General features: G+C 45.7%; 18 protein-coding genes. 9 read left to right on the top strand and 9 right to left on the bottom strand.

What is annotated here, in order from left to right:
* Positions 1-58: 58 nt before the first annotated feature.
* The 5 genes from ARA78_RS09965 to ARA78_RS09945 all read right to left on the bottom strand — a co-directional run bounded on the left by ARA78_RS09965 (position 59) and on the right by ARA78_RS09945 (position 6,471).
* Entirely contained in the window at positions 59-2,050 is a 1,992-nt protein-coding gene (locus ARA78_RS09965) for a TIM-barrel domain-containing protein (protein ID WP_055280476.1), read from the bottom strand.
* Between the two features lie 10 nt (positions 2,051-2,060).
* Positions 2,061-2,786 carry a sce7726 family protein gene (locus ARA78_RS09960; RefSeq protein ID WP_055280467.1) on the bottom strand — a complete coding sequence of 242 codons (726 nt, stop codon included), beginning with the start codon at positions 2,784-2,786 and terminating at the stop codon, positions 2,061-2,063.
* A gap of 148 nt (positions 2,787-2,934) precedes the next feature.
* Positions 2,935-3,858, bottom strand: coding sequence for a DnaJ C-terminal domain-containing protein (locus ARA78_RS09955; protein ID WP_055280466.1), 924 nt, complete (start codon positions 3,856-3,858; stop codon positions 2,935-2,937).
* A 192-nt stretch (positions 3,859-4,050) separates the two neighbouring features.
* Positions 4,051-5,352, bottom strand: a complete 1,302-nt coding sequence (gene eno / locus ARA78_RS09950) for a phosphopyruvate hydratase (protein ID WP_055146761.1) — start codon at positions 5,350-5,352, stop codon at positions 4,051-4,053.
* A gap of 342 nt (positions 5,353-5,694) precedes the next feature.
* Positions 5,695-6,471, bottom strand: a complete 777-nt coding sequence (locus ARA78_RS09945) for a ZIP family metal transporter (RefSeq protein WP_055280465.1) — start codon at positions 6,469-6,471, stop codon at positions 5,695-5,697.
* 403 nt (positions 6,472-6,874) lie between these two features.
* Between ARA78_RS09945 and ARA78_RS09940 the strand changes: the two genes are divergently transcribed.
* Positions 6,875-8,398: a Mur ligase family protein gene (locus ARA78_RS09940; RefSeq protein WP_015533743.1), complete on the top strand. Its 1,524-nt coding sequence runs from the start codon at positions 6,875-6,877 to the stop codon at positions 8,396-8,398.
* 559 nt (positions 8,399-8,957) lie between these two features.
* Here the strand turns inward: ARA78_RS09940 and ARA78_RS09935 are convergent.
* The gene (locus tag ARA78_RS09935) at positions 8,958-9,860 is read right to left on the bottom strand and encodes a deoxyribonuclease IV (protein WP_055280475.1); all 903 of its coding nucleotides are present in this window, start codon (positions 9,858-9,860) and stop codon (positions 8,958-8,960) included.
* A gap of 192 nt (positions 9,861-10,052) precedes the next feature.
* Here ARA78_RS09935 and ARA78_RS09930 point away from each other — a divergent pair, with 192 nt between their 5' ends.
* The 3 genes from ARA78_RS09930 to ARA78_RS09920 all read left to right on the top strand — a co-directional run bounded on the left by ARA78_RS09930 (position 10,053) and on the right by ARA78_RS09920 (position 11,736).
* Entirely contained in the window at positions 10,053-10,412 is a 360-nt protein-coding gene (locus ARA78_RS09930) for a VOC family protein (protein WP_015533742.1), read from the top strand.
* 73 nt (positions 10,413-10,485) lie between these two features.
* Positions 10,486-10,911, top strand: coding sequence for an FKBP-type peptidyl-prolyl cis-trans isomerase (locus ARA78_RS09925; RefSeq protein WP_004850005.1), 426 nt, complete (start codon positions 10,486-10,488; stop codon positions 10,909-10,911).
* Between the two features lie 114 nt (positions 10,912-11,025).
* A complete protein-coding gene (locus tag ARA78_RS09920) occupies positions 11,026-11,736 on the top strand; it encodes a DUF3800 domain-containing protein (protein ID WP_022217312.1) in 711 nt (236 codons plus the stop codon).
* Between the two features lie 699 nt (positions 11,737-12,435).
* On the opposite strand, the gene ARA78_RS09915 is transcribed toward ARA78_RS09920, so the two are convergent.
* A complete protein-coding gene (locus ARA78_RS09915; RefSeq protein ID WP_055280464.1) occupies positions 12,436-13,938 on the bottom strand; it encodes a sodium-dependent transporter in 1,503 nt (500 codons plus the stop codon).
* 587 nt (positions 13,939-14,525) lie between these two features.
* Between ARA78_RS09915 and ARA78_RS09910 the strand changes: the two genes are divergently transcribed.
* The 5 genes from ARA78_RS09910 to ARA78_RS09890 all read left to right on the top strand — a co-directional run bounded on the left by ARA78_RS09910 (position 14,526) and on the right by ARA78_RS09890 (position 22,681).
* On the top strand, positions 14,526-16,118 hold the full coding sequence (locus ARA78_RS09910; RefSeq protein WP_055280463.1) for an alpha-amylase family glycosyl hydrolase: 1,593 nt from the start codon (positions 14,526-14,528) through the stop codon (positions 16,116-16,118).
* Positions 16,119-16,356: 238 nt separating this feature from the next.
* Entirely contained in the window at positions 16,357-17,667 is a 1,311-nt protein-coding gene (locus ARA78_RS09905; protein WP_055280462.1) for a glutamate-5-semialdehyde dehydrogenase, read from the top strand.
* An 86-nt stretch (positions 17,668-17,753) separates the two neighbouring features.
* Complete coding sequence (locus tag ARA78_RS09900; protein WP_015533739.1) at positions 17,754-19,895, top strand: YhgE/Pip domain-containing protein; 2,142 nt, start codon at positions 17,754-17,756, stop codon at positions 19,893-19,895.
* Between the two features lie 21 nt (positions 19,896-19,916).
* Positions 19,917-20,567 (top strand): hypothetical protein, encoded by a 651-nt coding sequence (locus ARA78_RS09895; RefSeq protein WP_055280461.1) that lies wholly within the window; start codon positions 19,917-19,919, stop codon positions 20,565-20,567.
* Entirely contained in the window at positions 20,564-22,681 is a 2,118-nt protein-coding gene (locus ARA78_RS09890; RefSeq protein ID WP_055280460.1) for a YhgE/Pip domain-containing protein, read from the top strand. Before ARA78_RS09895 ends, ARA78_RS09890 begins: the two co-directional genes overlap by 4 nt.
* A gap of 346 nt (positions 22,682-23,027) precedes the next feature.
* On the opposite strand, the gene trpS is transcribed toward ARA78_RS09890, so the two are convergent.
* Together trpS and ARA78_RS09880 are read right to left on the bottom strand one after the other, a co-directional pair.
* Positions 23,028-24,089 (bottom strand): tryptophan--tRNA ligase, encoded by a 1,062-nt coding sequence (gene trpS / locus ARA78_RS09885; protein ID WP_015533736.1) that lies wholly within the window; start codon positions 24,087-24,089, stop codon positions 23,028-23,030.
* A 95-nt stretch (positions 24,090-24,184) separates the two neighbouring features.
* Entirely contained in the window at positions 24,185-25,159 is a 975-nt protein-coding gene (locus tag ARA78_RS09880; RefSeq protein ID WP_022217306.1) for an ATP-dependent 6-phosphofructokinase, read from the bottom strand.
* Positions 25,160-25,168: the final 9 nt, after the last annotated feature.

The following is a 25,168-nucleotide window of genomic DNA, read 5'->3' as shown; positions in this document are numbered from 1 at the left end:
ACCGGCTTATCCCTGCCCCGCTGTTCTCTCGATCCAACTAAGGGCTGCTCTTCGCATCTTACTTTTTATTCAAGGTGACACAATTCTTCTCCAGATCATACTCTCTGGTATATCCGTCATCATCGTACAGCATATAGCTGCTGTTCTTATAGCCAATCAGCTGCATTGTAGTCTTGTCGATATCAGCAACGCACTCCGCCACATCCACGACAGGGATACATTTGCCACTTCTTACAAACAGGATGACCTCATTTTCCGGAACCTCCACGAAATGATGTCCCGCAGGCATCTCCGTCTGCTCCACTGAGCCATCTGCCGTAAACCTTACAAGCAGCATATCCTCTGGCAGATACACATATCTTCCGATGGCATTCTGCGTGTAAACCGGTGCGATCATGATCTCATTTCCAAGCATGAGCTGATCCTCAACATGAGCCGCGATCCTATCATCCGGATATTCAAATGCCAGAGGCTTGAACATCATGTCGTCAGTCAATGCCGCCTTCATGTACTCACTGTATATATATGGAAGCAATCGGTAACGGACACCGATCACATTCCTGAAATCCTCTATATGCTCAAACTGATAGCACTCCTGATTTCTTGTGCCTTCACAGGAATGGTCACGCATGAGCGGAGTGAACACGCCGAGTGCGAGCCATCTGAGAAGAAGGTCTCTGGATGTGTCGCATCCAAATCCGCCGAGATCCGCGCCCGTATACAGGAAACCGCACATATTCATGGACGGAAGCATCTTGATGTTGAGCAGGATGTGTGACCACCACGATTTGTTATCACCCATCCAGACGCCGCCATAACGATGCATCCCTATATAAGACGATCTGGAGAACAAAAGTCGTCTCTCATCTGGTGAGATCTCGCGAAGCGCCTCGCCTGCCGCCCTTGTCATGTTATATCCAAAGAGGTTGTGAACCTTGTCGTGACGCACCATCTCCCCATCCACATTGTGATACATAGATGCGTAATCCTTCGGATTGTTGGCAACACCTGCCGCCATACCCGAGATGCCCCAGACATCGTCCACAGTCTCGTCCTTCTCAATGAACTTCTTCATAGCTTTCTTCAGCTCGCTCACGCCCTCCGGGGTGAAGAAGATCGCCGGCTCATTCATGTCATTCCAGAAGCCCTCTATACCTGCATCCGTCAGAATCTTGTACTTTGCACCGAACCAGCGTCTCGCCTCAGGGTTCAGCACATCAGGGAAATGTGTATATCCCGGCCATACCGCCGCAACGAAATCACTTCCATCTGCTCTCTTACAGAAGTAGTTATTTGCCACGCCCTCCTCATACACATCGTAACCTTCCTCAATCTTTACTCCGGCATCGATGATCGGGATCAGGCGTATATTATCCTTTTTCAGATTCTCCACATACTCCGAAAAATCGCCAAAGTCGTCATTTATGGTGAAATCCTTATAGCTGTCCATATAATCTATATCCATGTAGACCATATCGATCGGGATGTGGTTCTCTCTGTATTTTCTCGCCACCGTCTCAAAGTCCTCCGGCGTCTTATAGCCCCATCTGCTCTGACCAAAGCCAAATGCAAACTTTGGCGGGATATAACTTCTTCCGATCATCTTCCTAAACTGCTTCGTGATATCATATGGGCTGTCACCTGTTATCACATAGATATCCAGATCTGCGCTGTCACAGAAAATATGCAGCTCATCGCACTTCGTGTATCCCACGTCAAATGTGATCGTGGATGGATAGTCAAAATACAGGCCAAATGTCTGCGCACCTGAAACTATAATAAAGTTGTGTGATGCATACAGTGAGTATACATCCTCGTGATGATGCGGATTGTCTGCATTGTTGCTTATGTACTTGTAGCCTCTCTTGTTGATTCCTCTGTTCGCCTCGCCAAGGCCATACACTATATCACTGTCCTCAAGACCAAATGTGTACGAAAATCCGGCTGTTAAGTCTATATTGCCGTGATCTGGCTGTCCTTTTTCTGCTGCGATATCTACCACTACTGATTCTGTCTGAAATGGATTTCCGTATGTATACTTCTTTATCATTCTGTCACCTCTATGCATCTCTCTTTTTTCTTCTGTATCTCTTTTTCTTTCTCCTGACCATCTTGCCGCGCTTTGCCGCCTGTGCCTTTCTGAATTCCTGTATCTGCTCGATCATGGCGGCATAATCCCTCTCGAACAGGATCTCACTTATCTCATGATGCACGATCTCCGCCGGAAGTCTGTCAACTATAAGTGTCCTGACGAAATCCTTGCTCTTTCCCTTATACATCGGAAGGCTGTAGGTCTCCTGAATATGTGCAAGCTCCGGTCTCCACAGCACACGGATCGTGCGCAGTAAATCAGCCTTCGGATTTGGCTGCATTTCCCTTACCACATAGAAATCGATCTTGTGAGTCAGCTTGTCTGACACTCCATCCTCCAGGCCTTCTGCATCTGGCTTGCCACCTGTATCTGACTTGATGCCTGTATCATATTCTTCAACAGATATGATCCCCCAGTAGTCTGGTACATGCTCTGCCACATGACCTGCATGTGTACTTCCCACCACCACGATATTCTGGTCAAAATATAGATCATAGTCTGCTACCTGACTCTCCAGCCGCGTGTATGTATCCGCATCACTTTTTATCTCGATTCCCACTATCTTGTCTGGAATGACCATTACCACATCCGCACGGGAGTTTCCGACGGTCTTCTCCTCAAGGATACGCACCTTGCCATATCGCTCCTCAAGGAAATCAAACAGGGGTTCTCGTATATCTTTATCTAATAACATTTTTCCTCCTGAAATCAATGGTTTGAAGTAATCCTTATATGTATTTTTGTCTGCAAAGTCAAGAAGCTCCCGCTTTAGCTGAGAAAACCAGGGCAGACCGCTCATAAAGTGAGCTTTCCGCCCTGGTTTCTATGTGAACATAATATTATCAGCCCTTGTTCACAAGCTCTGTGAACTTCTTAAGAGCTTCCTGTGCCTCAGGTGAAATATTCCTTGGAACTGCAATTCTCACGGTCACATAGTGATCTCCATGGGTATTGCCGCCCCTTGCCTGGACACCCTTGCCACGAAGCCTTATCTTGCTTCCCGACTGTGTACCCGGTGCTATCTTGCACTTCACATCGCCGAACATGGTGTGTACCAATATTTCTCCACCAAGAACTGCCGTGTCAAATGGTACAAGAGCCGTGGTGTATATATCCAGACCCTTTCTCTCATAACCTGCCTTGTCTCTTACATTGACCTTCAGCAGCATATCTCCGGGCTGCCCCTTGCCGGTTCCGGGATATCCCTTGCCAGCCAGTCTTATCACACCGCCGTTGTCTATGCCTGCTGGTATATGAACAGTGAACTGGGAGCTTCCTCCACGTCCATCATTGAACGACAGAGTCTTGTCACAGCCGTATACCGCGTCATCAAAATCTACCGTAACGCTTGCCTCCATATCCCTGCCCCGCGCATTGAAGCTTCCCTGACCGAATCCGCCAAATCCACCTCTCTGTGAGCGGCCACCGCCGCCAAAGAACGAGCCAAATATATCGCCAAACATATCACCGAAGTCTCCACCCTCAAAGTGGAAGCCTCCGCCTCCGAATGGATCACCACCGGCAGCTCCACCGGAGCCATCGAATGCAGCCATTCCAAACTGATCATACATCTTCCTCTTCTCGGCATCAGACAGTACCGCGTAGGCCTCAGAGGCCTCCTTAAACTTCTCTGCAGCCGTCGCATCGCCAGGATTCGTGTCCGGGTGGTATTTCTTCGCCAGGGTTCTATATGCTCTTTTTATCTCAGCGTCTGTGGCTGTCTTTGATACGCCGAGAACTTCATAATAATCTCTTTTTGAAGCCATGATTCCTACCTCCCGATAAGCCTATGTATAGTTTAACACTATCTGTCAAGTGATTCCATATTTTTAATGTTAAAATACACACATATTATCTGGCAATTTTTAGTCATTTTTTTATTTAATTAAAGTATAAAAAAGCACCTCCACCGATGATTCCACCAGTGGAGATGCATTCGTATGGCTAATGCTATTATCCTACTGCTTTACGTTGAAAGCTTTGATTCCAGGATATACAGCTGAGTCGCCAAGCTGCTCTTCGATTCTGAGGAGCTGGTTGTACTTTGCAACTCTCTCTGATCTTGAAGGAGCACCTGTCTTGATCTGGCATGTGTTGAGTGCTACTGCGAGATCTGCGATAGTTGTATCCGCTGTCTCACCTGATCTGTGTGATGATATTGCTGTGTATCCAGCCTTATGAGCCATCTTGATAGCCTCAAGTGTCTCTGATACTGAGCCGATCTGGTTGAGCTTGATAAGGATACAGTTTGCGCATCCCATCTCGATACCCTTTGCAAGTCTCTCTGTATTTGTAACAAACAGATCATCACCGACAAGCTGGACCTTGTCGCCAAGTCTTGCTGTGAGCTTCTGCCATCCTTCCCAATCCTCCTCATCGAGACCATCCTCGATTGAGATGATAGGATACTTCTCAACAAGCTTTGCCCAGTGCTCGATGAGCTGCTCTGCTGTATACTCTGTCCCAGCCTTTGGAAGCTTGTACCAGCCCTTGCCCTTCTCGCTCTTCCACTCTGATGAAGCAGCATCCATAGCGATCTTGAAGTCCTTACCCGGCTCATACCCAGCCTTCTTTACAGCCTCGAGAATTGTCTCGATAGCTTCCTCGTCAGACTTAAGTGCCGGGGCAAATCCACCCTCATCACCTACTGATGTAGCAAGGCCTCTCTCCTTGAGGATTCCTGCAAGTGCGTGGAATACCTCTGCACACCATCTCAGACACTCCTTGAATGATGGAGCGCCAACTGGCATGATCATGAACTCCTGAACGTCAAGTCCTGATGACAGAGCATGACATCCACCGTTTACGATGTTCATCATTGGAACTGGAAGCTTGTTTCCTGAGATTCCACCGAGGAATCTATAAAGAGGAATGTCAAGTGAGATTGAAGCTGCTCTTGCTGCTGCGATTGAAACTGCAAGGACAGCATTTGCTCCAAGGTTTGACTTGTCCTTTGTTCCATCAGCCTTGATCATTGCTGCATCAACTGCATATATATCAGACGCATCCATTCCTGTAAGTACGTCATTTATAGTAGTATTTATATTCTCTACTGCTTTCTGAACACCCTTGCCGAGGTATCTTGACTTGTCTCCATCACGAAGCTCAAGTGCCTCAAACTCACCTGTGGAAGCTCCACTTGGCGCCGCACCACGACCTACTGTTCCATCTGCCAGATACACCTCCGCCTCAACTGTTGGATTTCCTCTTGAATCAAGGATCTCTCTTCCTATTACCTTTTCGATCTCAAGATAATTCATCATTTTTATATTTCTCCTTTCTTGTATCGCCCCCTCCCTTACGGTCGGCGGCAGTTCGTCGGTGCATTCCGATATGTGCCCACAGGGCACATGGCACCTCCTCTTTCTTGTATCGCCCCCTCCCTTACGGTCGGCGGCAGTTCGTCGGTGCATTCCGATATGTGCCCACAGGGCACATGGCACCTCCTCTTTCGCGCGAGTATAACCCCTGCTGTCCCTCCGATTCAGCAGTTTACAGAGGGTACAGGAGCTCACATGATCTACGATGTTAGTTTAAACTAACTTGCATTTAAAATCAACATGAGTAGTTGCTCATATTTTATCATTTAGCATTTTTCGTCATTATCCGAGTGCCACATCCAGCACCATCATAAGAGCGAAGCCCACCGCCGCACCGATGGTTCCTATATTGGTATGCTCGCCCGCCTGAGACTCAGGTATCAGCTCCTCTATGACCACATAGAGCATGGCTCCCGCCGCAAATGCAAGGAAATACGGAAGAAGTGGTGTGACCTGGACAGCCAGCAGTGCCGTGAGGAAACCTCCGACCGGCTCCACAGCTCCGGACAGCGTTCCATACAGAAATGCCTTCTTCTTGCTCATGCCCTCGCCAACAAGCGGCATGGACACAATTGCACCTTCCGGGAAGTTCTGTATAGCGATTCCTATGGAAAGTGCAAATGCACCTGTGATGGACACGCCCATATTGCCCATGGCTGCGCCGGCGTACACAACGCCCACTGCCATGCCCTCGGGGATATTGTGGAGCGTGACTGCAAATATCATCATGGTCGTCTTCTGAAGCTTTGACCTGACGCCCTCCGGTTTGTCACTTTCCAGATGAAGGTGAGGTATCACCGTGTCAAGAACAAGCAGGAATATGATTCCAAGAGCAAATCCGATAAGTGCCGGCAGCCACGCTATCCTTCCCTGTGCCTCCGCCATGTCTATGGACGGAATGAGCAGTGACCATATGGACGCCGCGATCATGACCCCCGCCGCAAACCCGAGCAGAGCCTTCTCCACAAGCGGGGATATCTTATCTTTCATAAAGAAAACCATGGCCGCTCCCAGTGTTGTTCCGGCAAATGGTATAAATAATGTTATGAACTCTGACATTTCATCACCTCTTTATAATATGTATTCTGTCTATACTATATTCGTATAACCTCTTCATTAGTTCATTTTTTTTAAATTGCGACTACAATTTAATTGAACAGGCGTACTTTGTCAACACAAGTTTTTGCATATGATAGAAGTTATCAATACCGGGCCAAAATGCTTCGCATTTCGACAATTTAAGTGCTATAATATCTGAGGTTATGCTATAATAGGCATGGTTGTACCAGCTTGGATATATTTGTATGCAAATGGAGATAAATATGAAGAGAACAGAACGAATGATCTGAGTATTTTTTATTTGACATAATTATTTATAGAAAGCATAATAAGTGATACATTTAGTCGTACGGATCATAAGTCCGTACAAATACAATAAAAGACACATTCCAAGGGGAAAAGTATGAAAGAGAATTTACAATTTACAGCTTTATTGGATATTTTAAGCAGGCAGGATCTTATAACTGAATATTCGGAGGATTGCAAAGACATCACTCCTTCCCATATAACCATCAATTCCAAGGATGTGGTCCCAGGTACATTCTTCGTGTGCAAGGGTGCCTCATTTAAGGAGGATTACCTGAAATCAGCCATCGCACAGGGCGCCATCGTATATTTGTCACAGCAAAAGTACGACGACGTGGACATTCCTTATATTATTGTAAATGATATAAGAAAGGCCATGGCTCTTGCTGCCAGATGGTTCTTCGGCAATCCAGGCGATAACATGACCAAGGTCGGAATCACCGGAACAAAGGGAAAGACCACAGTTACATTTGTCATGAAGGATATACTGGACAAATACACCGACAACAGATGCTCAGCATTCTCAACCCATGAGATTGATGTTGGAACAAAGGTTTTTGAGACCACTCTCACCACACCTGAGCCTATTGAACTCCAGACATACTTCGACATGGCTGTAGATGAAGGCTGTACACACTGTATAATGGAAGTTTCTTCCCAGGCCATGAAGATGAACCGTATCTACGGAGAGCACTACAAGGTCGGAGTATTTACCAATATCGACTACGATCACATCAGCCCGACAGAGCACGCCTCCATGGAGGACTATCTCGGATGCAAGGTATCCTTCCTGAAGCAGTGCGACAACGTTGTGCTGTACAGTGACACAAGATATTTTGAGACAATATATAATGAAGTAAGAGACAAGCACGTTGTTGTATACGGAAGCAAGGAATCAATTGAAAAGCTCATGTCAAGGGATGACGATTTCTTTGAAAAGGATACTGACTTCGCCAGCATCCACAATGAAGATCTCACAGACCATAACAGCTACTTTGAGCTTATATACGGAGGAGAGAACAGAGCATACAACACCAACCTGATCGGTGATTACAATGTTGAAAATATTGTTGCCGCCATCATCTCATCTCTTCTCATCGGCATTCCAAATGATCAGATCAGAAGCAGCATCAGAGATGTATATGTTCCGGGAAGACTACAGGTATATCACTGGAAGGATCGCACATTTATGATCGACTACGCACACAACTATATAAGCATGTACAGACTGTATGAGATGGTTAAAAAGACCATGAAGCCAAAGTCTATAACCGTTGTATTCGGCTGTGGCGGTGAGCGTTACAAGAAGCGCCGTGAGGATATGGGAAGACTTGCTGAGCAGTATGCCGACAAGGTTGTTCTCACCATGGAGGATCCGGGCTTTGAGTCCTGTGAGGAGATCTGCAAGGAGATCAAGCAGTACATCACAAAGCCTTGCTATATAATCGTTGACAGGGAGCAGGCTCTCACAAGAGCCCTCGACGAGGCTCAGCCTGGCGAGCTTGTCATCACGACTGGAAAGGGTATCGAGAGCACCCAGAGGATCAATGGAACTTTTGTGCAGTGTCACTCTGATGCGCAGGTTATCGAGCATTGGCTGACGGAGCATCCGGAGAAGTAAGGGACGGACGGTAATCAGTCCTTCATCTGTATTCAGTTCATGAAAAAAGAGATGTATGTTGTGTATGTGCTATCACGTTCGACTGCTGTCGCTTCAGAATTTTCCATTTGCACTCGCTTACGACCGCGATAAGGGCGTTGCGGTCTTCAGCTCGGCAGGAAAATCCTGAAGCTCGGCAGTCTTCACTACCGATAGCCCATACACAACATACATCTCTTTTATTATAGTTTTTGAAGCAGATGAATGGCTGATTACCTGTGTTTTGACTGAACATTATATATGCAATGGATAAACCACAGGTTTATTGCCTTTCTTGCGGCTCAGCTTATAATGAATAGTAGAAACGGGGCGAAAGCTCTGTTATGCAGGTGACAGGAGTTGCCTATCAGACTGACGTAAACTTAATAGTCGTATCAGGCTGTAGAGTGATGATGCGTGTGATGTTCCGGGAAACAGTGCATGGCTGAGCTTCATAAGGGTTGTTTGTTTACCAAAACCCGGATAGGCAGAGATGCCGAAAGAAAACATTCAGGGAGTTCTACTAAGTAGAACTCCTTTTTTATCTGTTATCTTCCACCACTTTCTCCCTCATCTTCGGATCGAATTTTCCATTTCGGATCATTGCTATCTCCCGTTTGAACGGCTCATAGCTTTTCTTGCTGTTTTCCGGGTCTTTGATGTATGGGGATTCCAGGATCTTTGGGACTTCCATGAAATCCGGATGGTTCATGATGTACATGAGTGGCTCAAAGCCGATCTTGCCAAACCCCAAGTTCTCGTGTCTGTCTTTAGCCGCTCCCGGTTCGTTCTTGCTGTCGTTCATATGGAACACGGCTATCTGATCTTTGCCGATGAGTCTGTCGAACTTCTCCACGACTCCATCGAAATCATGTATGATGTCGTAGCCCGCATCGCTGGTGTGACAAGTGTCAAAGCACACACGAAGCTTGTCATTATGATTCACTCCATCATAGATTCGCGCAAGCTCCTCAAAGTTTCTTCCAATCTCACTGCCCTTTCCCGCCATGGTCTCCAGAGCTATGTGACATGCGGTGTCCGCGGTCAGGACTTCATTCAGGCCCTTTACTATGCTTGCAATTCCCTTGTCCACGCCCTCTCCTACATGTGAGCCCGAATGAAGGACTATGGTCTGTGATCCCATCGCTGTCGCCCTGTCAATCTCCTTTGCAAGAAATTCCACTGCGATCTCATAGATTGCAGGATTCACAGTATTTGCAAGGTTGATTATATACGGCGCATGGACCACGAACTCCTCTATGCCGTTCTGAACCATGAGTTCATGTGCCTCCTGTATCCTAAGCTCCGATATATCTTTGCGTCTCGTATTCTGTGGTGCGCCTGTGTAGAGCATAAATGTATTTGCGCCAAATGCCACAGCATCCTTCACTGAGCCTAGCATCATCTCCTTGCCCGACATACCCACATGACATCCTAATTTCAACATAATTTATCTCCATTCATTCTAAACTGGTTTCAGTTTACTATATCCTCGCCGACTGCACAATACGCTGCCGCTGCAATCAATAAATAGCTTTTTCTAATTTTACCATATATTATGTAGACTGTTCGCAAATCATTTGGTAAACTAAATACCAGAAACCAATTTATATTATACACTTGGGAGAAAACCGCTATGCAATTAAAAAATGTACTAATCGTCGTAAATGACATTGAACGATCAAAAAAATTTTACAAAGATATCTTCGGGCTTGAGGTTATCTTGGACAACGAGGGAAATGTGATCCTGACGGGAGGGCTGGTCCTTCAGGATGCAACTATTTGGGCTGAATTCATTGAAAATCTTGTAATTCCACATAACAATGCTTCGGAGTTATATTTTGAAGAAAATAATATCGAGGAGTTTGCACAAAAACTTGATGAGTCGCCATACGACATTGAATATGTCAATCGTCTCATGACTCATTCATGGGGACAAAAAGTCATCAGATTCTATGATCCTGACGGCAATCTTATCGAGGTTGGAACGCCATAATTTTTCCTATATCCATTCCCTCTATTTCATGTTACAATTAATGACATATTACCCAATTGGAGGACAAATTTTTATGAGTAACACAGGAAGAACCTGTAAGGTTCACTACACAGGAACATTCAACGACGGAACAAAGTTCGATTCTTCATATGACAGAGGCGAGCCTATCGAGTTCGTTTGCGGTGCAGGACAGATGATTCCGGGATTTGATCAGGCAGTTGAGGGCATGAACGTTGGCGATATCATCGATGTACATCTTCGTCCTGAGGACGCATACGGAATGCCTGACCCGGAGGCCATCATCAAGGCTCCTCTTGCAGATATGCCTGGCGCTGAGAATCTTGAGGTCGGCAATCAGGTATACCTTGCCAATTCCATGGGACAGCAGTTCCTTGTAAAGGTCATTGAAAAAGATGACGAATCCATCACATTTGATGCAAACCATGAGATGGCCGGCAAAGAGCTCAACTTCAAGATAGAGCTTGTGTCAGTGGACTAATAGTAACGATACTTATGTTAGAAGGAACCTTTTCACACTTGACGTCAGTTCCGACGGTCTGTCCCACCCAATTGGACGGACAGTGTGATCCGATTATATAAGGAGGCGGGAATCGTGAACATTTACATAGACGAATCAGGTTCTATCAATAAATATGCCACAAACGATCAGTATTTCGTGGTGTCTATGATCCATGTCCTCGATCCCGTCGCCCTTGAGCGTGCTTACAAGAGATTTATTTCTTCCAACTATGAGATGCTTCTTGATCTGGACAGTGATAAGGTCGATGACATGACCGGCAAGATCACCAAGCACGGCGGGAGAATGTTCCGGGACGGCAAATTCCGTGAACTAAAAGGTGCACAGTTTGACAGAGACATGAAGCACATATTTGTGGATTACTTCTCCAGGAAGCATCACTTTGACGTGTACTATATCATGATGAAGAATGAAAATCTGCCGAACCGATTCTTCGACAACATCTCCAGGACATTCAACTTCTCCATCAAATCTGCCCTGCTCTACTTCATACAGAATGGATATCTTCCTGACGAGGACTGCTTTCTGCAGCTTGACGAGAGGAATGAGCGGGTAGAGAACAAATCATTCCTTGAAAATTATCTGAACACTGAGCTTTCACTGTCAGGTCAGGTCGCAGGTAATTTCTCAGTGAGCTACTTTGACTCGGCCTGCAACAAATTTGTGCAGATAGCGGATGTATTTTCTAATCTGTTCTATTCTCACTTGCAGACCGGACACTATACTGATGAGCTGGAGCTTATGAGGGAACTGGGGATACTTAAAGGAGTCTATGAATTGACATAAATTAATTGTCAAATTTTCTGTTCTTACAATATATTGATTTTTTCCAGTATAAATTGTTTTCTCATTATGTATATTGTTTTTTCATTGTGCATATGATATAATTACCACAGAAATTAAAGAAGATATTTCTATCAGCTCTATACACTAAGCTGACGAAAACCCCAGAGGTTGCACCCTCTGGGGTTTTCTCCGTCTTTTGGGCAAGGCGACGTATTCCCTGGGCTGATCACCACACTACTTATCTCTATCCAGCCACTTGCAAATATAGTAAGCCACTATACCTGCCACAATAGAAATAACCAAAGAAGATATGATATCTATCATGCTCTATCCCCCTTTCTGTGCCCATCTAGGGGTGGCAACTACAACAGTATATCATATCTCAATATATGTTTCGACATACTAAACCATAATTATTGAAATTAGGGCTAAAAGTCCGTGCATACACGGACTTTGGATCGTTGTTCACATAATCAAAAAGGGATTGAACCTTGCGACCCATATCGCGGTTTCAATCCCTTTTTTGAAATATTTAAAATACCAATTGCCTCCGAGCGATGCTCACACAGAACACTTACATAGATAAACGCACTATCGAAGGACTTACTGTTGGTACTTATATATTATCACATTTTGTCTCATAAAACAATGAGTCTGCGTTAAATTCATAAATTTTTTTGAGACATTTCCAAAACGCAATTACTCTTTTGTCTGCTCTCTTCTGCTCCGTCCATGTCCAAACGCCAGATAGCCTATGAAAAGAACAAACAATGCTGCAACTCCCATCCAGATACACAGCAGTTTTGGTCCCTTCGGGGCAAATGTATCATAGTATCCCTTGAAATAGATTACCACAATTATAAGTGGCAGCACGTATGACATGTATTTTCTTAGGTACTGCGGAAACGGCTTACCGATACCGTTGTCTGCCTCAGCGACAAAGTTTTCAAATCCCCATCCATTCTTTCTTGTACAGAACAGGACAAAAAGTAATGATCCGAGTGGGAGGATATTTCCCGATACGAGAAAATCTTCCAGATCCATGATATTTGTACCCGCTCCCATCGGAGTGATTCCTGAAAGCACATTGAATCCAAGCACAGCCGGCAGGGAGAGCACTGATATCCCGATCAGATTTATAATAAGTGACTTCTTTCTCTTCCATCCAAACATATCTATACTTATCGATATGATATTCTCAAACACCGCGATAACCGTGGAAAGCGCCGCAAATGACATGAATATGAAGAACAGAATTCCCCACACTCTTCCTCCCGGCATGTGGTTGAACACATTCGGCAGGGTCATAAACAGAAGTGATGGTCCCTTGTCCGGGCTGATCCCGTACGCAAAGCATGCTGGCAATATGATGACTCCGGCCATGAGTGCCACAAATGTATCAAGGTACATAACACTCTTCGCCTCGCCAGACAATTTTCTCTCCTTGCCTATATAACTTCCAAATATCTCCATGGATCCCATACCTACACTGAGTGTAAAGAACGCCTGGGTCATGGCGTCAAATAGTACATTGCCCCAGCCTCTGGCATTTGCACGCTCGATACTTGGAACAAGATAGAACTTAAGTCCTTCTTCGTTGCCCGAGAGCATGAGTGAGTTCACCGCCATGACTATCATCAGAACGATGAGTGCCAGCATCATTACCTTTGTCACCCTCTCCACTCCGTTCTGAAGTCCCAGTGAACATATACCTATACAGCACACGATGACCGCAAGTGTGATCGCGACCATAAGTCCCGGTGATGCAAGCATCCCTGTAAATTTGTCTTCTATTGCTTCTACCGACCCACCATGAAGCCGTCCTGATCCCATGACGTACACATAGTATACCATCCAGCCCGCTACCATAGTATAGAACATCATCAGCAGATAGTTGCCGGCATAGGCATACCAGCTGAATTTATGCCAGTTGCCGCCCTTCGGCGCAAGCTCCTTAAGCGCTGAACCAACGCTCTTGCCACTCCCTCTGCCTATCGCAAACTCACAGGTAAGGATAGGATATCCCAGAAGCAGCAGACACAGCAGATATATCACGATAAATATCGCTCCGCCATTCTGCCCGCATATATACGGGAACTTCCATACATTTCCAAGGCCAATAGCACATCCCGCCGATACGAGGATGAACCCCAGTCTGGAGGCGAACTTTTCTCTGTCGCCGTTGTTACTTTCTTTACTCATACAATCTTCTTTTGCAGATGTCTGTAAAAATGGCACCTGCCTCCTTCTATTATATATTATCAGGATTATCAGGCTGGCACTATGTGTCGATTTTCAAAACCTGATACGCCCTTTGTCTGTGTCAAACATCTACTTCAAGCCATTACATTATGTATTTTCCATCTCTGCTGACACATACCCTGTGATTGTAACATACATTACAGCATTTGTGTGTTTAAACTTTTACAGTATAAAGCAAATTTTTTTCCGTATTTGAGCCAGATAAAATACAGGTATTTTTATGTTTGCTGCGCGTTTTCAACGAGTATATTTTCCTGCAAAATAAATCTATTAATTTACATATAAAGGATTACATTTTTCCATATTATATTTTATTATAATGAGTAGAATGTTCTTAATACTAATAAGACCGTTCTCCGTATTTTGAGGCAGATTTCTGTGTGGGTTTGCAGTACCTTATACCTTAAACCACCAGCGCATAGCTGCAAGTGCGCTGCTCATATTATGGAGGAACGAATAGTAACGCATGCGCCGCGCGAAGTGCATTTATATGCGCATGCTGCATTTTTATAAGGAGGACATTTATTATGGCTACATGGCTTAAAGACGCAATTTTTTATGAGATATACCCACAGAGTTTTTATGATACCAACGGCGACGGAATCGGTGATTTCAACGGAATCACTGCAAAGCTTGACTATATCAAGTCTCTTGGATGCAACGCTATCTGGATGAATCCTTGCTTTGATTCACCATTTTCCGATGCAGGCTACGATGTAAGGGATTACAAGAAGGTTGCCGAAAGATACGGAACAATGGAGGACATAGAGAACCTCTTCGCTGAGGCTCACAAGAGGGACATGCACATTCTCCTCGACCTGGTTCCAGGCCACACATCTGAGGAGCATGCATGGTTTACCGAGAGCAAAAAAGCTGAGCAAAATGAATACTCAGATAGATATATGTGGACTGACGGATGGCTCTGTGGCGGTGCAGGTCTCAACTACATCGCAGGAGAATCACCAAGAAACGGTGCCTACATCGTCAACTTCTTCAAGTGCCAGCCGGCTCTCAACTATGGAGTGCTTAATCCAACAGAAAAGTGGCACAAGAGCATGTACGATCCTGCATGTATCGCAACCAGGGAGGCTATGAAGGACGTATGCCGCTTCTGGCTCGACAAGGGCTGTGACGGCTTCCGTGTAGATATGGCAGATTCACTTGTAAAGCATGATGATGCGAACAAGAGCGGAACAGTTGCCGTATGGCAGGACATTCTCGGCGATATACACGCTGAGTACCCTGAGTCAGCATTTGTATCTGAGTGGGGAAAGGCTGAACAGTCAATCAAGGCCGGCTTCGATATGGATTTCTATCTCGACTGGATGGGCAACGGATATAACTCTCTGGTAAGAGATTACGAAGCTCACCTGAATGCATTTGCATCTCTTCCTGAGTCTCTTGACGACAGCATGGAGAACAACAGCTTCTTCAAGGCTGACAGCAAGGGAACCTGCGACCACTTCATTGATGAATACATGGGAAGATACGAGCAGATAAAGGACAAGGGTGCTATAGCCCTCATCACAGGAAATCACGACACTACACGTATCAGCTACGGACTCTCTGAGGATGAGTTAAAGCTTGCCTACGCATTCTTCCTGACAATGCCCGGCAATCCATTCATCTACTACGGCGATGAGATCGCCATGAGCTTCAGAAGCATGGCAAGCAAGGAGGGGGGATTCACCAGAACCGGCTCAAGAACTCCTATGCAGTGGACAAGCGGTGACAACATGGGCTTCTCATCAGCGCCTGCCGACAAGCTCTATCTGCCGGTTGATCCTGCAGAAAATGCCGCAAATGTTGAGGCTTCCGAGGCAGATCAGAACTCACTGCTCAATACAGTGAAGACCCTCACTTCTCTCAGACATTCACAGGCCGATCTGCTGGACAAGAGCAACCTTGAGATCATCAGCAGAAAGCCACTGGTATACAAGAGAGGGAATCTACTCCTTGCAGTGAACCCTAAGAATACGGACACCCAGTCAAGAAAGCTTGCTGAGCTGACAGGTGACGCAAAGGTTATCTATTCTATAGCAATAAACGGCACACAGCCAGGTATCGCTGACGGAGTTATCACTCTTCCGGCACAGAGCTTTGTTGTGATAAGCTGCTAATTTGAAGCAATATATAACAACTCAATAATCATATAAAAAGGTCATCACATAATATGGCAATCATCCATACGGATTTAATTCCAAATGTGGATTGCACATATTATGTGATGGCCTCTTTTTATCTTCTTCCCTGTGGTCATCTCCCCAAACTTGTGGTAATATTTAATGGATTATATGCTCATGTGCCACGACAGAATAAATGCACATGACATACCGGATTATAAAGGAGAACAATATTATGAACATGCAGGAAGCTACAAGCATCATGAAGGCTGACAGCTACAAAATGGCTGCACTTTCAGAAGATACAAGAAACAATATACTAGTACATGTAAAGGACGCACTCATCGCACATAAGGATGAGATATTTGCGGCAAATGCAAAGGACATGGCTGCTGCCGAGGAGAACGGGATCGCAGCATCAGTCAAGAAGAGACTGAAGTTCGACGAGCACAAGCTCGCTGACGTGACAAATGGAATCGATGAGCTCATAAAGCTCCCTGACCCGGTTGGACAGATCCAGCTCAAGAGAGAGCTTGACGAGGGGCTGGTCCTTCAGAGAGTCTCCTGCCCTATCGGTGTCATCGGAATCATATTCGAGGCAAGACCGGATGCGCTGGTCCAGATATCATCATTGTGCATCAAGAGCGGCAACTGCGCAGTACTCAAGGGTGGCAAGGAAACTGCCAACACCAACAAGGCTCTCTTCGATGTGATCTACGGCACAGCCGTTGCAAACGGAGCACCAGAGGGCTGCATGCTCCAGGCAAGCCAGCACAACGAGATCGATGAGCTTCTGTCATGCAACAAGTCCGTTGACCTGCTCATACCTAGAGGCTCAAATGCATTTGTGCAGTATATAATGAACAACACCAAGATCCCTGTCATGGGACACGCAGACGGAATCTGCCACACATACATAGACAAGGATGCGGATATTGAAAAGGCAATCCCTATCATCATAGACGCCAAGACACAGTACACCGCCGCCTGCAATGCAACGGAGACACTTCTCGTCCACAGAGATGTGGCAAAAGAAATGCTTCCGGTCATGGCAAAAGCACTTAAGAAACACGGTGTAAAGCTCCGCGGAACCGCCGAGGCAGCGGAGATCATCAATCAGGCTGAACGCAATATGAGCAGCCCGAACGGTATTGAGATCATAGGAGACGATGATTTCAATACCGAGTATCTTGACCTGGTGCTCTCAGTCAAGATCGTGAACGATGTGCAGGAGGCGATCTCACACATCAACCACTTTGGTTCACATCACACTGACTGTATCGTGACTGAGAATAACGAGACCGCCGCCCTCTTCATGCAGCTTGTCGATTCGGCCGGAGTATACCAGAACTGCTCCACAAGATTTGCCGATGGATTCAGATACGGATTTGGCGCAGAGGTCGGAATCAGCACAAGCAAGATCCATGCAAGAGGCCCTGTAGGACTTGAGGGACTTGTAACCTACAAATACAAGCTTTACGGACATGGACAGATAGTTGATGACTACGCAACCGGAAAGAAGCAGTTCCATTTCAAAGACCTGTAGAATAATAAACGATCATCAGCGGGGACTCTCTCATGTACATCAGTCCTCGCTGATGCATTTACTATATAAATAGGAATTACATAAAAATGAAAACAATACTGAAAATATTCAAAAACGACCTGATCGGTATCAAAAAAAGTATACTCACAATAGTTCTCGCCGTTGGACTGTGCATACTGCCTGCGCTGTATGCATGGTTCAACATATTTGCAAACTGGGATCCATATGCCAATACCGGCAATATCAATATCGCCGTCGTCAACCTGGACAAGGGCTACACAGATGCGGACGGCAACGAGATGAACATGGGCCAGTCAGTGGTCGATAAGCTGAAAAGCCAGACCAGTATCGGCTGGGTATTTCCGGAATCTGAAAAGTCCGCCATCGGCGGTGTGAAATCAGGCACCTACTATGCCGCCGTCGTCATTGATGAGGATTTCTCCTACAACATGTTCAATGCCCTGACGGACAACTTCGTAAATCCAAGCTTCACCTACTATGAAAATGAGAAGAAAAATGCCGTGGCACCTAAGATAACCGACACTGCAGTCTCAACGCTCAAGACAAGCATCAACGAAACCTACGTCAAGGCGATATCACAGAAGCTTATCACTGCCATTGACGACTCCGACACAGATCTGTCGAAGGATCTCAAGGGAACGGATTTCATCACAGCACTCAAGACCGTCGATGACAATCTCGCCGGATACCAGAAAACCATAGATTCCATAATCAAGGCAAATAACAAACTCAAGACCAGCACAAAGCTCAAGGACGCAACTGACAAGAGCAGCAAGCTTCTGTCCGATGCGGGTTCCGCCATTGATTCAAGCATGTCTGATATAGACTCAGTGGGCTCAACCTACTACACTGTCAGGAATTCTCTTCAGGATCAGATTGACAGCATCGCGCAGGACATACAGAATCTGAAAAGCTCTGCAAAGCTTATCCATATGAAGGATGATGCAGAGAACATATCTGCCGATCTTGAGAATATCAAGGCAGATGCAGACAAACTTCAGCAAAAGATCGATGCAGTCGACGAATATATCAAATCTCTTGACATAAGCAACACGAATGAGGTTTCAGATGCACTCAACAAGCTTGACAAGCTAAAAACAGAGGTTAAGAAGATTTCCTCTCTCACCGCCGACACCATCGATAGTCTGGATATATCTGCGATCACAAATGCAGAAAATGCCGTATCAGATAAGCTCGACCAGATCATCGACTCTGTCTCAGACATAGATGACACATTTACCAGCCAGGTCATTCCTGACATGGACAACATTATCCTGAACATCAAAAATGCACTGAAAAACGCTCAGGATCTGTTAAATACCCTGAATTCTACCATCAGCAGTGCAAGCTCTGTATTTGACAATTATAAGGTGACTATTGCATCAATGAACACCAGTCTCACAGACCTCTCCGATCTCATAAGTGGTATACGTGACAAGATCCAGACCGCCACAGACGAGATCAACAAGGCCGCCGACAGCGAGGTGACCGACATGATCATAGCCTTCCTCAACGGAGACTCAGAGGCGCTGGCGTCATTCCTGTCAAAGCCTGTTGCTGTCGAGGAACATTACTACTACAGCATTGCCAACTACGGCTCGTCCATGGCACCATTTTACTCAGTGCTTGCCATCTGGGTCGGAATGACAATTCTCGTCTCCCTCATGAAGGTGCATGTGAAGGATGCGGACTATCTGAAGGATGCCAGACCACACCAGTTGTTCTTTGGAAGATACCTTATTTTCTTCCTGCTGTCTCAGCTTCAGGTTCTGGTCATAGTGCTTGGAGATCTGTTCCTGCTGAAGATACAGTGTCTGCACCCATTTGCATTCTGGGCAACTGCGGCACTCGCAGGGCTGACATTTTCAATATTGATATATTCACTCACCATATCATTTGGCGACATAGGCAAGGCCCTCGCTGTTGTGATCATGGTGCTGCAGATAGCGGGGAGCGGTGGAACCTACCCTATAGAGGCTCTTCCGAACTTCTTCAGACAGGTGTACATATTCTTCCCATTCCCATATGCGATAAATGCAATGCGTGAATGTATTGGCGGAATGTATCACGCAGACCTGTTCAAATATCTGCTTGAATTGTCAATTTTCATTGTGGTTGCACTGGTCATAGGACTTATAATCAGAAAACCATTTATCCATATCATGCACTTCATCGAGAAACGTATGGAAGATACGGATATGATGTAATGCAAATAAGGAGGAACACCCATGAACGAAGATACAAATTCAAATACAACCAGCACCGAGCCATCTGACATAAAGTCCCGGGTGCTTGCATTCAGAGACAATGCCCATGCAGCAAATGTAAAAAAGCTGAAGGCGGGTATTAAGTGTATATTCACTGTTCCCGCATGCTTCCTTATCCTGCTCTTTCTGACCGGCAGCTCCAAGATCATATTTCTTGTTCTGTGGATCGCCAGCCTGTTCATAATCGCGGCGTATCTGATACATGTGGAATACTCGGATTACAAGGTACAGGAGATGGTTAACTCGCTTCAGGATACGGAAGATAATATTGACGGTCTCATCGACATCAACAGCATATATACAAAAGTCGCTGCACCGAAGAAGAAGCTGGACGACATAATAACAAATGTAAAAACAGACATTCAGACACAGATCACCGCCGTGCAGGACAAGGTGGCTGAGATGGCTGAGGCTGTGCAGAATGATCAGAGTGTGTCTGTGCAGTCTGATGAGCAAAACGAGACAGTTCAGACAGATGAACATGGCGACTCGGTTCAGACGGATGAACATGGCGACTCGGTTCAGACGGATGAACATGGCGACTCGGTTCAGACGGATGAACAGGATGAAGCCACAGAAAACACAGAAGCTGACAAGGAGGAATTATCATGAAAAACATTTGGCGTGTATACATATCTGATCTGCGCAGGATCACCACAAATGTTGTCGCACTGTCCATAGTCATGGGTCTGTGCATAATTCCTTCCCTGTATGCGTGGTTCAACATCCTGTCAAACTGGGATCCGTATGGAGAGTCCGCCACCTCACTCATGAAGATCTCCGTCTACTCTGAGGATGAGGGAATCGAGATGAGCGGAATAAATCTGACCATCGGAGACATGGTGATCGAAAGTCTTGAAAACAACAACACTATCGACTGGACATTTGCCGATAATAAAGATGAGGCACTTGAACTCATCGCCAGCGGGGAATGTTATGCCGGAATAATCATACCAAAGGACTTCACGGCGAACATGCTCAGCATACTAAATGGCAACATCGTCAATCCCAATATCGAATACTACGAGAACAGCAAGAAGAACGCCATTGCCACCAAGATAACCGGCAAGGTCAAGACGACCGTCCAAAACGAGATAAACACAAAGATCATAAGCACGCTGACCGAGGTATTTGCAAATGCCGGAGATTTCATTTCCGGAAATAACATAGACGGTTCAGACCTCGTTGCCGGTCTTGAGAGCAAACTGGAACAGATCTCATCCACGCTGGACAATTACGTCTATATGCTGAATACATTTTCACTGCTCACAGAGTCTGCATCAGATGCCATCGATACCACTCAGCTTCTGTTTCCAAGCATAGACAGCATGGCACAGAGCGGCTCAAGCAGTCTTGGAAATCTGAGTGACAGCGCAGGCATAAGCAGCGACGTTGCAGACACCTCGATATCACTGCTGAACACAGGTCTCGACATGATCTCTGACAGGCTTACAGAGCTTGGTAAAACCGTGGACAGCCTCTCAAGAACCCACGATATCGGATCAGTGTCAATCGAAACTGACCTCAATGGTTCCCTTGGCACCAATGTTCTGGACACAATAAACCGATTGATCGAAGCCCAGTCACCTATAGTATCGGATGCCAAACTTCAGTTTGAAAATCTGAACGAAGACTTAGCAAAGCTTGTATCCGACACAAGCCTGTCGGACGAAGAATTTGCATCACTGAAAAAAGCGGTATCGTCCGACATAAAGAAGTGTACAAATGACATTGCTTCAGTGAAGGATCTCATAAATAACGAACTTTCGCCTGAACTGAAATCTTCGTTAGAGAATATCCAGTCATCTCTGGCGCAGGCACAGACCGTGCTGGCAAATGTTCCGGGAAACTTCAACGATATCAGCAAGTCCCTGACCGAGTATCAGGACATTCTGAAGGACGGAACCTCAGACATCGCGGGAACGATCAAATGTCTGAAGGATCTCAAAGAAAGCATAGACAAGATCAAGGCCGACATACAGACGATCACGTCTAACAGCAGCTACCAGGATTTCATAAATGCCATCAAGGACAATCCACAGGTGATAGTGAATTTCATCTCATCACCGGTACAGATAAACACAGTTGCTGTATACGAGATATCCAACTACGGATCAGCCATGGCACCATTCTACACGGTCCTGGCACTGTGGGTCGGTGCTCTCATACTTGTGGCACTCATACACGTTAAGGTCAAGGACAATGAAGAGCTTGAGGGCGTGAAGCCTTACCAGAAGTTCTTCGGAAGATATCTTAACTTCTTCGTCATCGGACAGGTCCAGACAATCATAACCGTTATGGGCGATCTGTTCTACGTGGGAATACAGTGCAAACATCCGATAGCATTTGCACTTGCTGCCATGATGACGAGCTTTGTATTTACATTCCTGATCTACTCTCTCACCGTGGCATTTGGCAATATCGGTGAGGCCATCGCAGTTGTCATCATGGTCATACAGGTTGCCGGAGCAGGCGGTACTTTCCCGGTGGAAGTGCTCCCATCAGTGTACCAGTACCTTTACAAATTCATGCCGTTCTCATACTGCATGAACGCCCTCAGGGAATGTGTCGCCGGAATGTATCAACACACCTACGGCAAATGTCTTGCCACCCTGCTGATATATGTTGCGATCTCAGCGGTCATCGGACTACTGCTCGCAAAGCCTTGCGCAAAGCTTCTTGACAAGCTGGAGCACAGCAAGGAGAAATCCGGATTATTTATATAGTTAACGACTCAGGTAATTACTGTTTTTGACTGTTGCAATTTACGCCCATCTGCACTGTGTAATTTCACTGACAGGACTGTATCCGTATGAAGCTGTGGTTGTGAGGATATAATATGTGATTGACAGCGTTATTTAACTCCACATTCGGGTGATATGTCACCTCCCTAGGATTTTCTTATTTTGAGATAATTTGCTCGTCATTAGCACAAAAATATCTCTAAAATGATTATTTGCATGAAAAAAGGATAAAATTCCCTTGCTTTGTCCCAAATATCACTTTTCAGGACATTTGGCGAGAATTTTATCCTTTTTACACATGTAATCATGCTAAAAGTTATAATATTTCTTACTTGAAAAGATTGTCGTTCTCAAAATAGTCAATCTTCATAGCACGGCGCACATCTGCAAGCGTCTCTGCTGCCTTTGCTCTGGCAACCTCACTGCCACTCTTTAAGATGTCGTATACATCCTGTGGTCTCTTCTCCCACATCTGACGGCGCTCTCTGATAGGCGCAAGCTCAGCCTGAAGAACATTGTTCAGGAACTTCTTGACCTTTACATCACCGAGGCCACCTCTGGTGTAGTGCTCCTTGAGCTCATCCATACCACTGTAGTCTGGAAGGAACTCCTCAAAGTACTCTGGCTTGCTGAATGCATCAAGATATGTAAATACTGAATTGCCCTCGATCTGACCAGGATCCTCTACACGGATGTGGTTTGGATCTGTGTACATGGACATAACCTTCTTCTTGATATCTGCAGGATCCTCTGACAGGTAGATACAGTTTCCAAGTGACTTACTCATCTTGGCCTTACCATCTGTACCTGGAAGTCTGAGACATGCCTCATTGTCAGGAAGAACGATCTTTGGATCAACAAGTGTCTCACCGTATACCGAATTGAACTTGTGAACGATCTCCTTACACTGCTCGATCATAGGCATCTGATCCTCTCCAACAGGAACCTCTGTGGCCTTGAATGCTGTGATATCTGCAGCCTGGCTGATAGGATAACAGAAGAATCCAACAGGGATACTTGCCTCGAAGTTTCTCATCTTGATCTCTGCCTTAACGGTAGGATTTCTCTGGACTCTTGCCACTGTTACAAGGTTCATATAGTAGAATGTGAGCTCTGTGAGCTCTGGTACCATTGACTGGATGAATATAGTAGACTTCTCAGGATCTATGCCACAGGCAAGATAATCCAAAGCAACCTGCATAATGTTCTGTCTGACCTTCTCAGGATGCTCTGCGTTGTCTGTAAGCGCCTGCGCATCAGCCACCATGATGTAAATCTCATCATACTTTCCTGAATTCTGAAGATCGACTCTTCTCTTAAGTGATCCTACATAATGTCCCACATGAAGACGGCCCGTAGGACGGTCGCCTGTTAATATTACCTGTTTCATAACCTTCTCCTTTATATTGTATCTTTTATACCTGTCATTTATATATCTTTTTATAATCAGTCAGCTTATTTTTTACCCACTGCCAGCCTCACCGATTACTCGGCCAGCAGCTTACTCAGCTCATACTGGAAGGAATCGATCTGATTGTTCTGTATATCAATTGCCTCTTTTATATCATAGTCTATAAGTATATCGTTCTTGATAGCTATCATACGATTTGCCTTGTCCTTCTTGAGTACATCAACGGCATACGCACCCATGAGTGAGCCATACATCCTGTCCTTTGCCGTTGGCTGTCCGCCTCTCTGTATATAGCCAAGCACCGATACCCTCGACTCTATACCAGTCTTATCAAGAATCATCTGTGCAAGCTCTGGAGCATCTGTAACACCCTCGGCCACAACCACCAGATAGCTGTTTCTTCCGTCAGCATGCTTTGCCTTTATCGTATCTATGATACTGTCATAGTCACCATCCCATTTTTCAGGAATTATGATGGCATCAGCTGATGTCGCCATGCCTGCCCAGAGCGCTATATAGCCTCTCTTTCGTCCCATGACCTCCACGACGCTGCATCGTCCGTGGGAAACCGATGAATCTCTTATCCTGTCAATGGCCTCCATGGCTGTATTCGCCGCTGTGTCAAATCCCAGCGTATACTCAGAACATGCAACATCTCTGTCTATTGTTCCAGGGATGCAGATGGTATTGATACCCTCATTCTGAAATGCTATGGCTCCACGGAGTGTTCCATCCCCACCGATGGCAACAAGCGCATCTACATCGTGATCTCGCAGATTCTTTGCCGCCTGCTCGCGGTATTTTTTCTGTAGGAATCGCTCGCTTCTGCTGGTGAAAAGTATCGTTCCACCCTGATTGTTTATGTTCCTGACGTCCGCCAGGCCAAGCGGCTGTGTCTCCCAGTCAATAAGTCCCTCGTAACCACGCATCACACCGACTATCTCTATTCCACTGTTGATGGCTGATACAACCACAGCCCTCACAGCTGAATTCATGCCCGGAGCATCTCCTCCGCTGGTCAGAACCGCTATCTTTCGTATGTCACTCATTTGTATGTC

It is taken from the genome of Coprococcus eutactus (assembly GCF_001404675.1).
GTDB classification, from domain to species: Bacteria; Bacillota; Clostridia; order Lachnospirales; family Lachnospiraceae; genus Coprococcus; species Coprococcus aceti.
The sequence above is the reverse complement of the archived record's forward strand: the minus strand, read 5'-3'. Positions and strand labels throughout refer to the sequence as shown.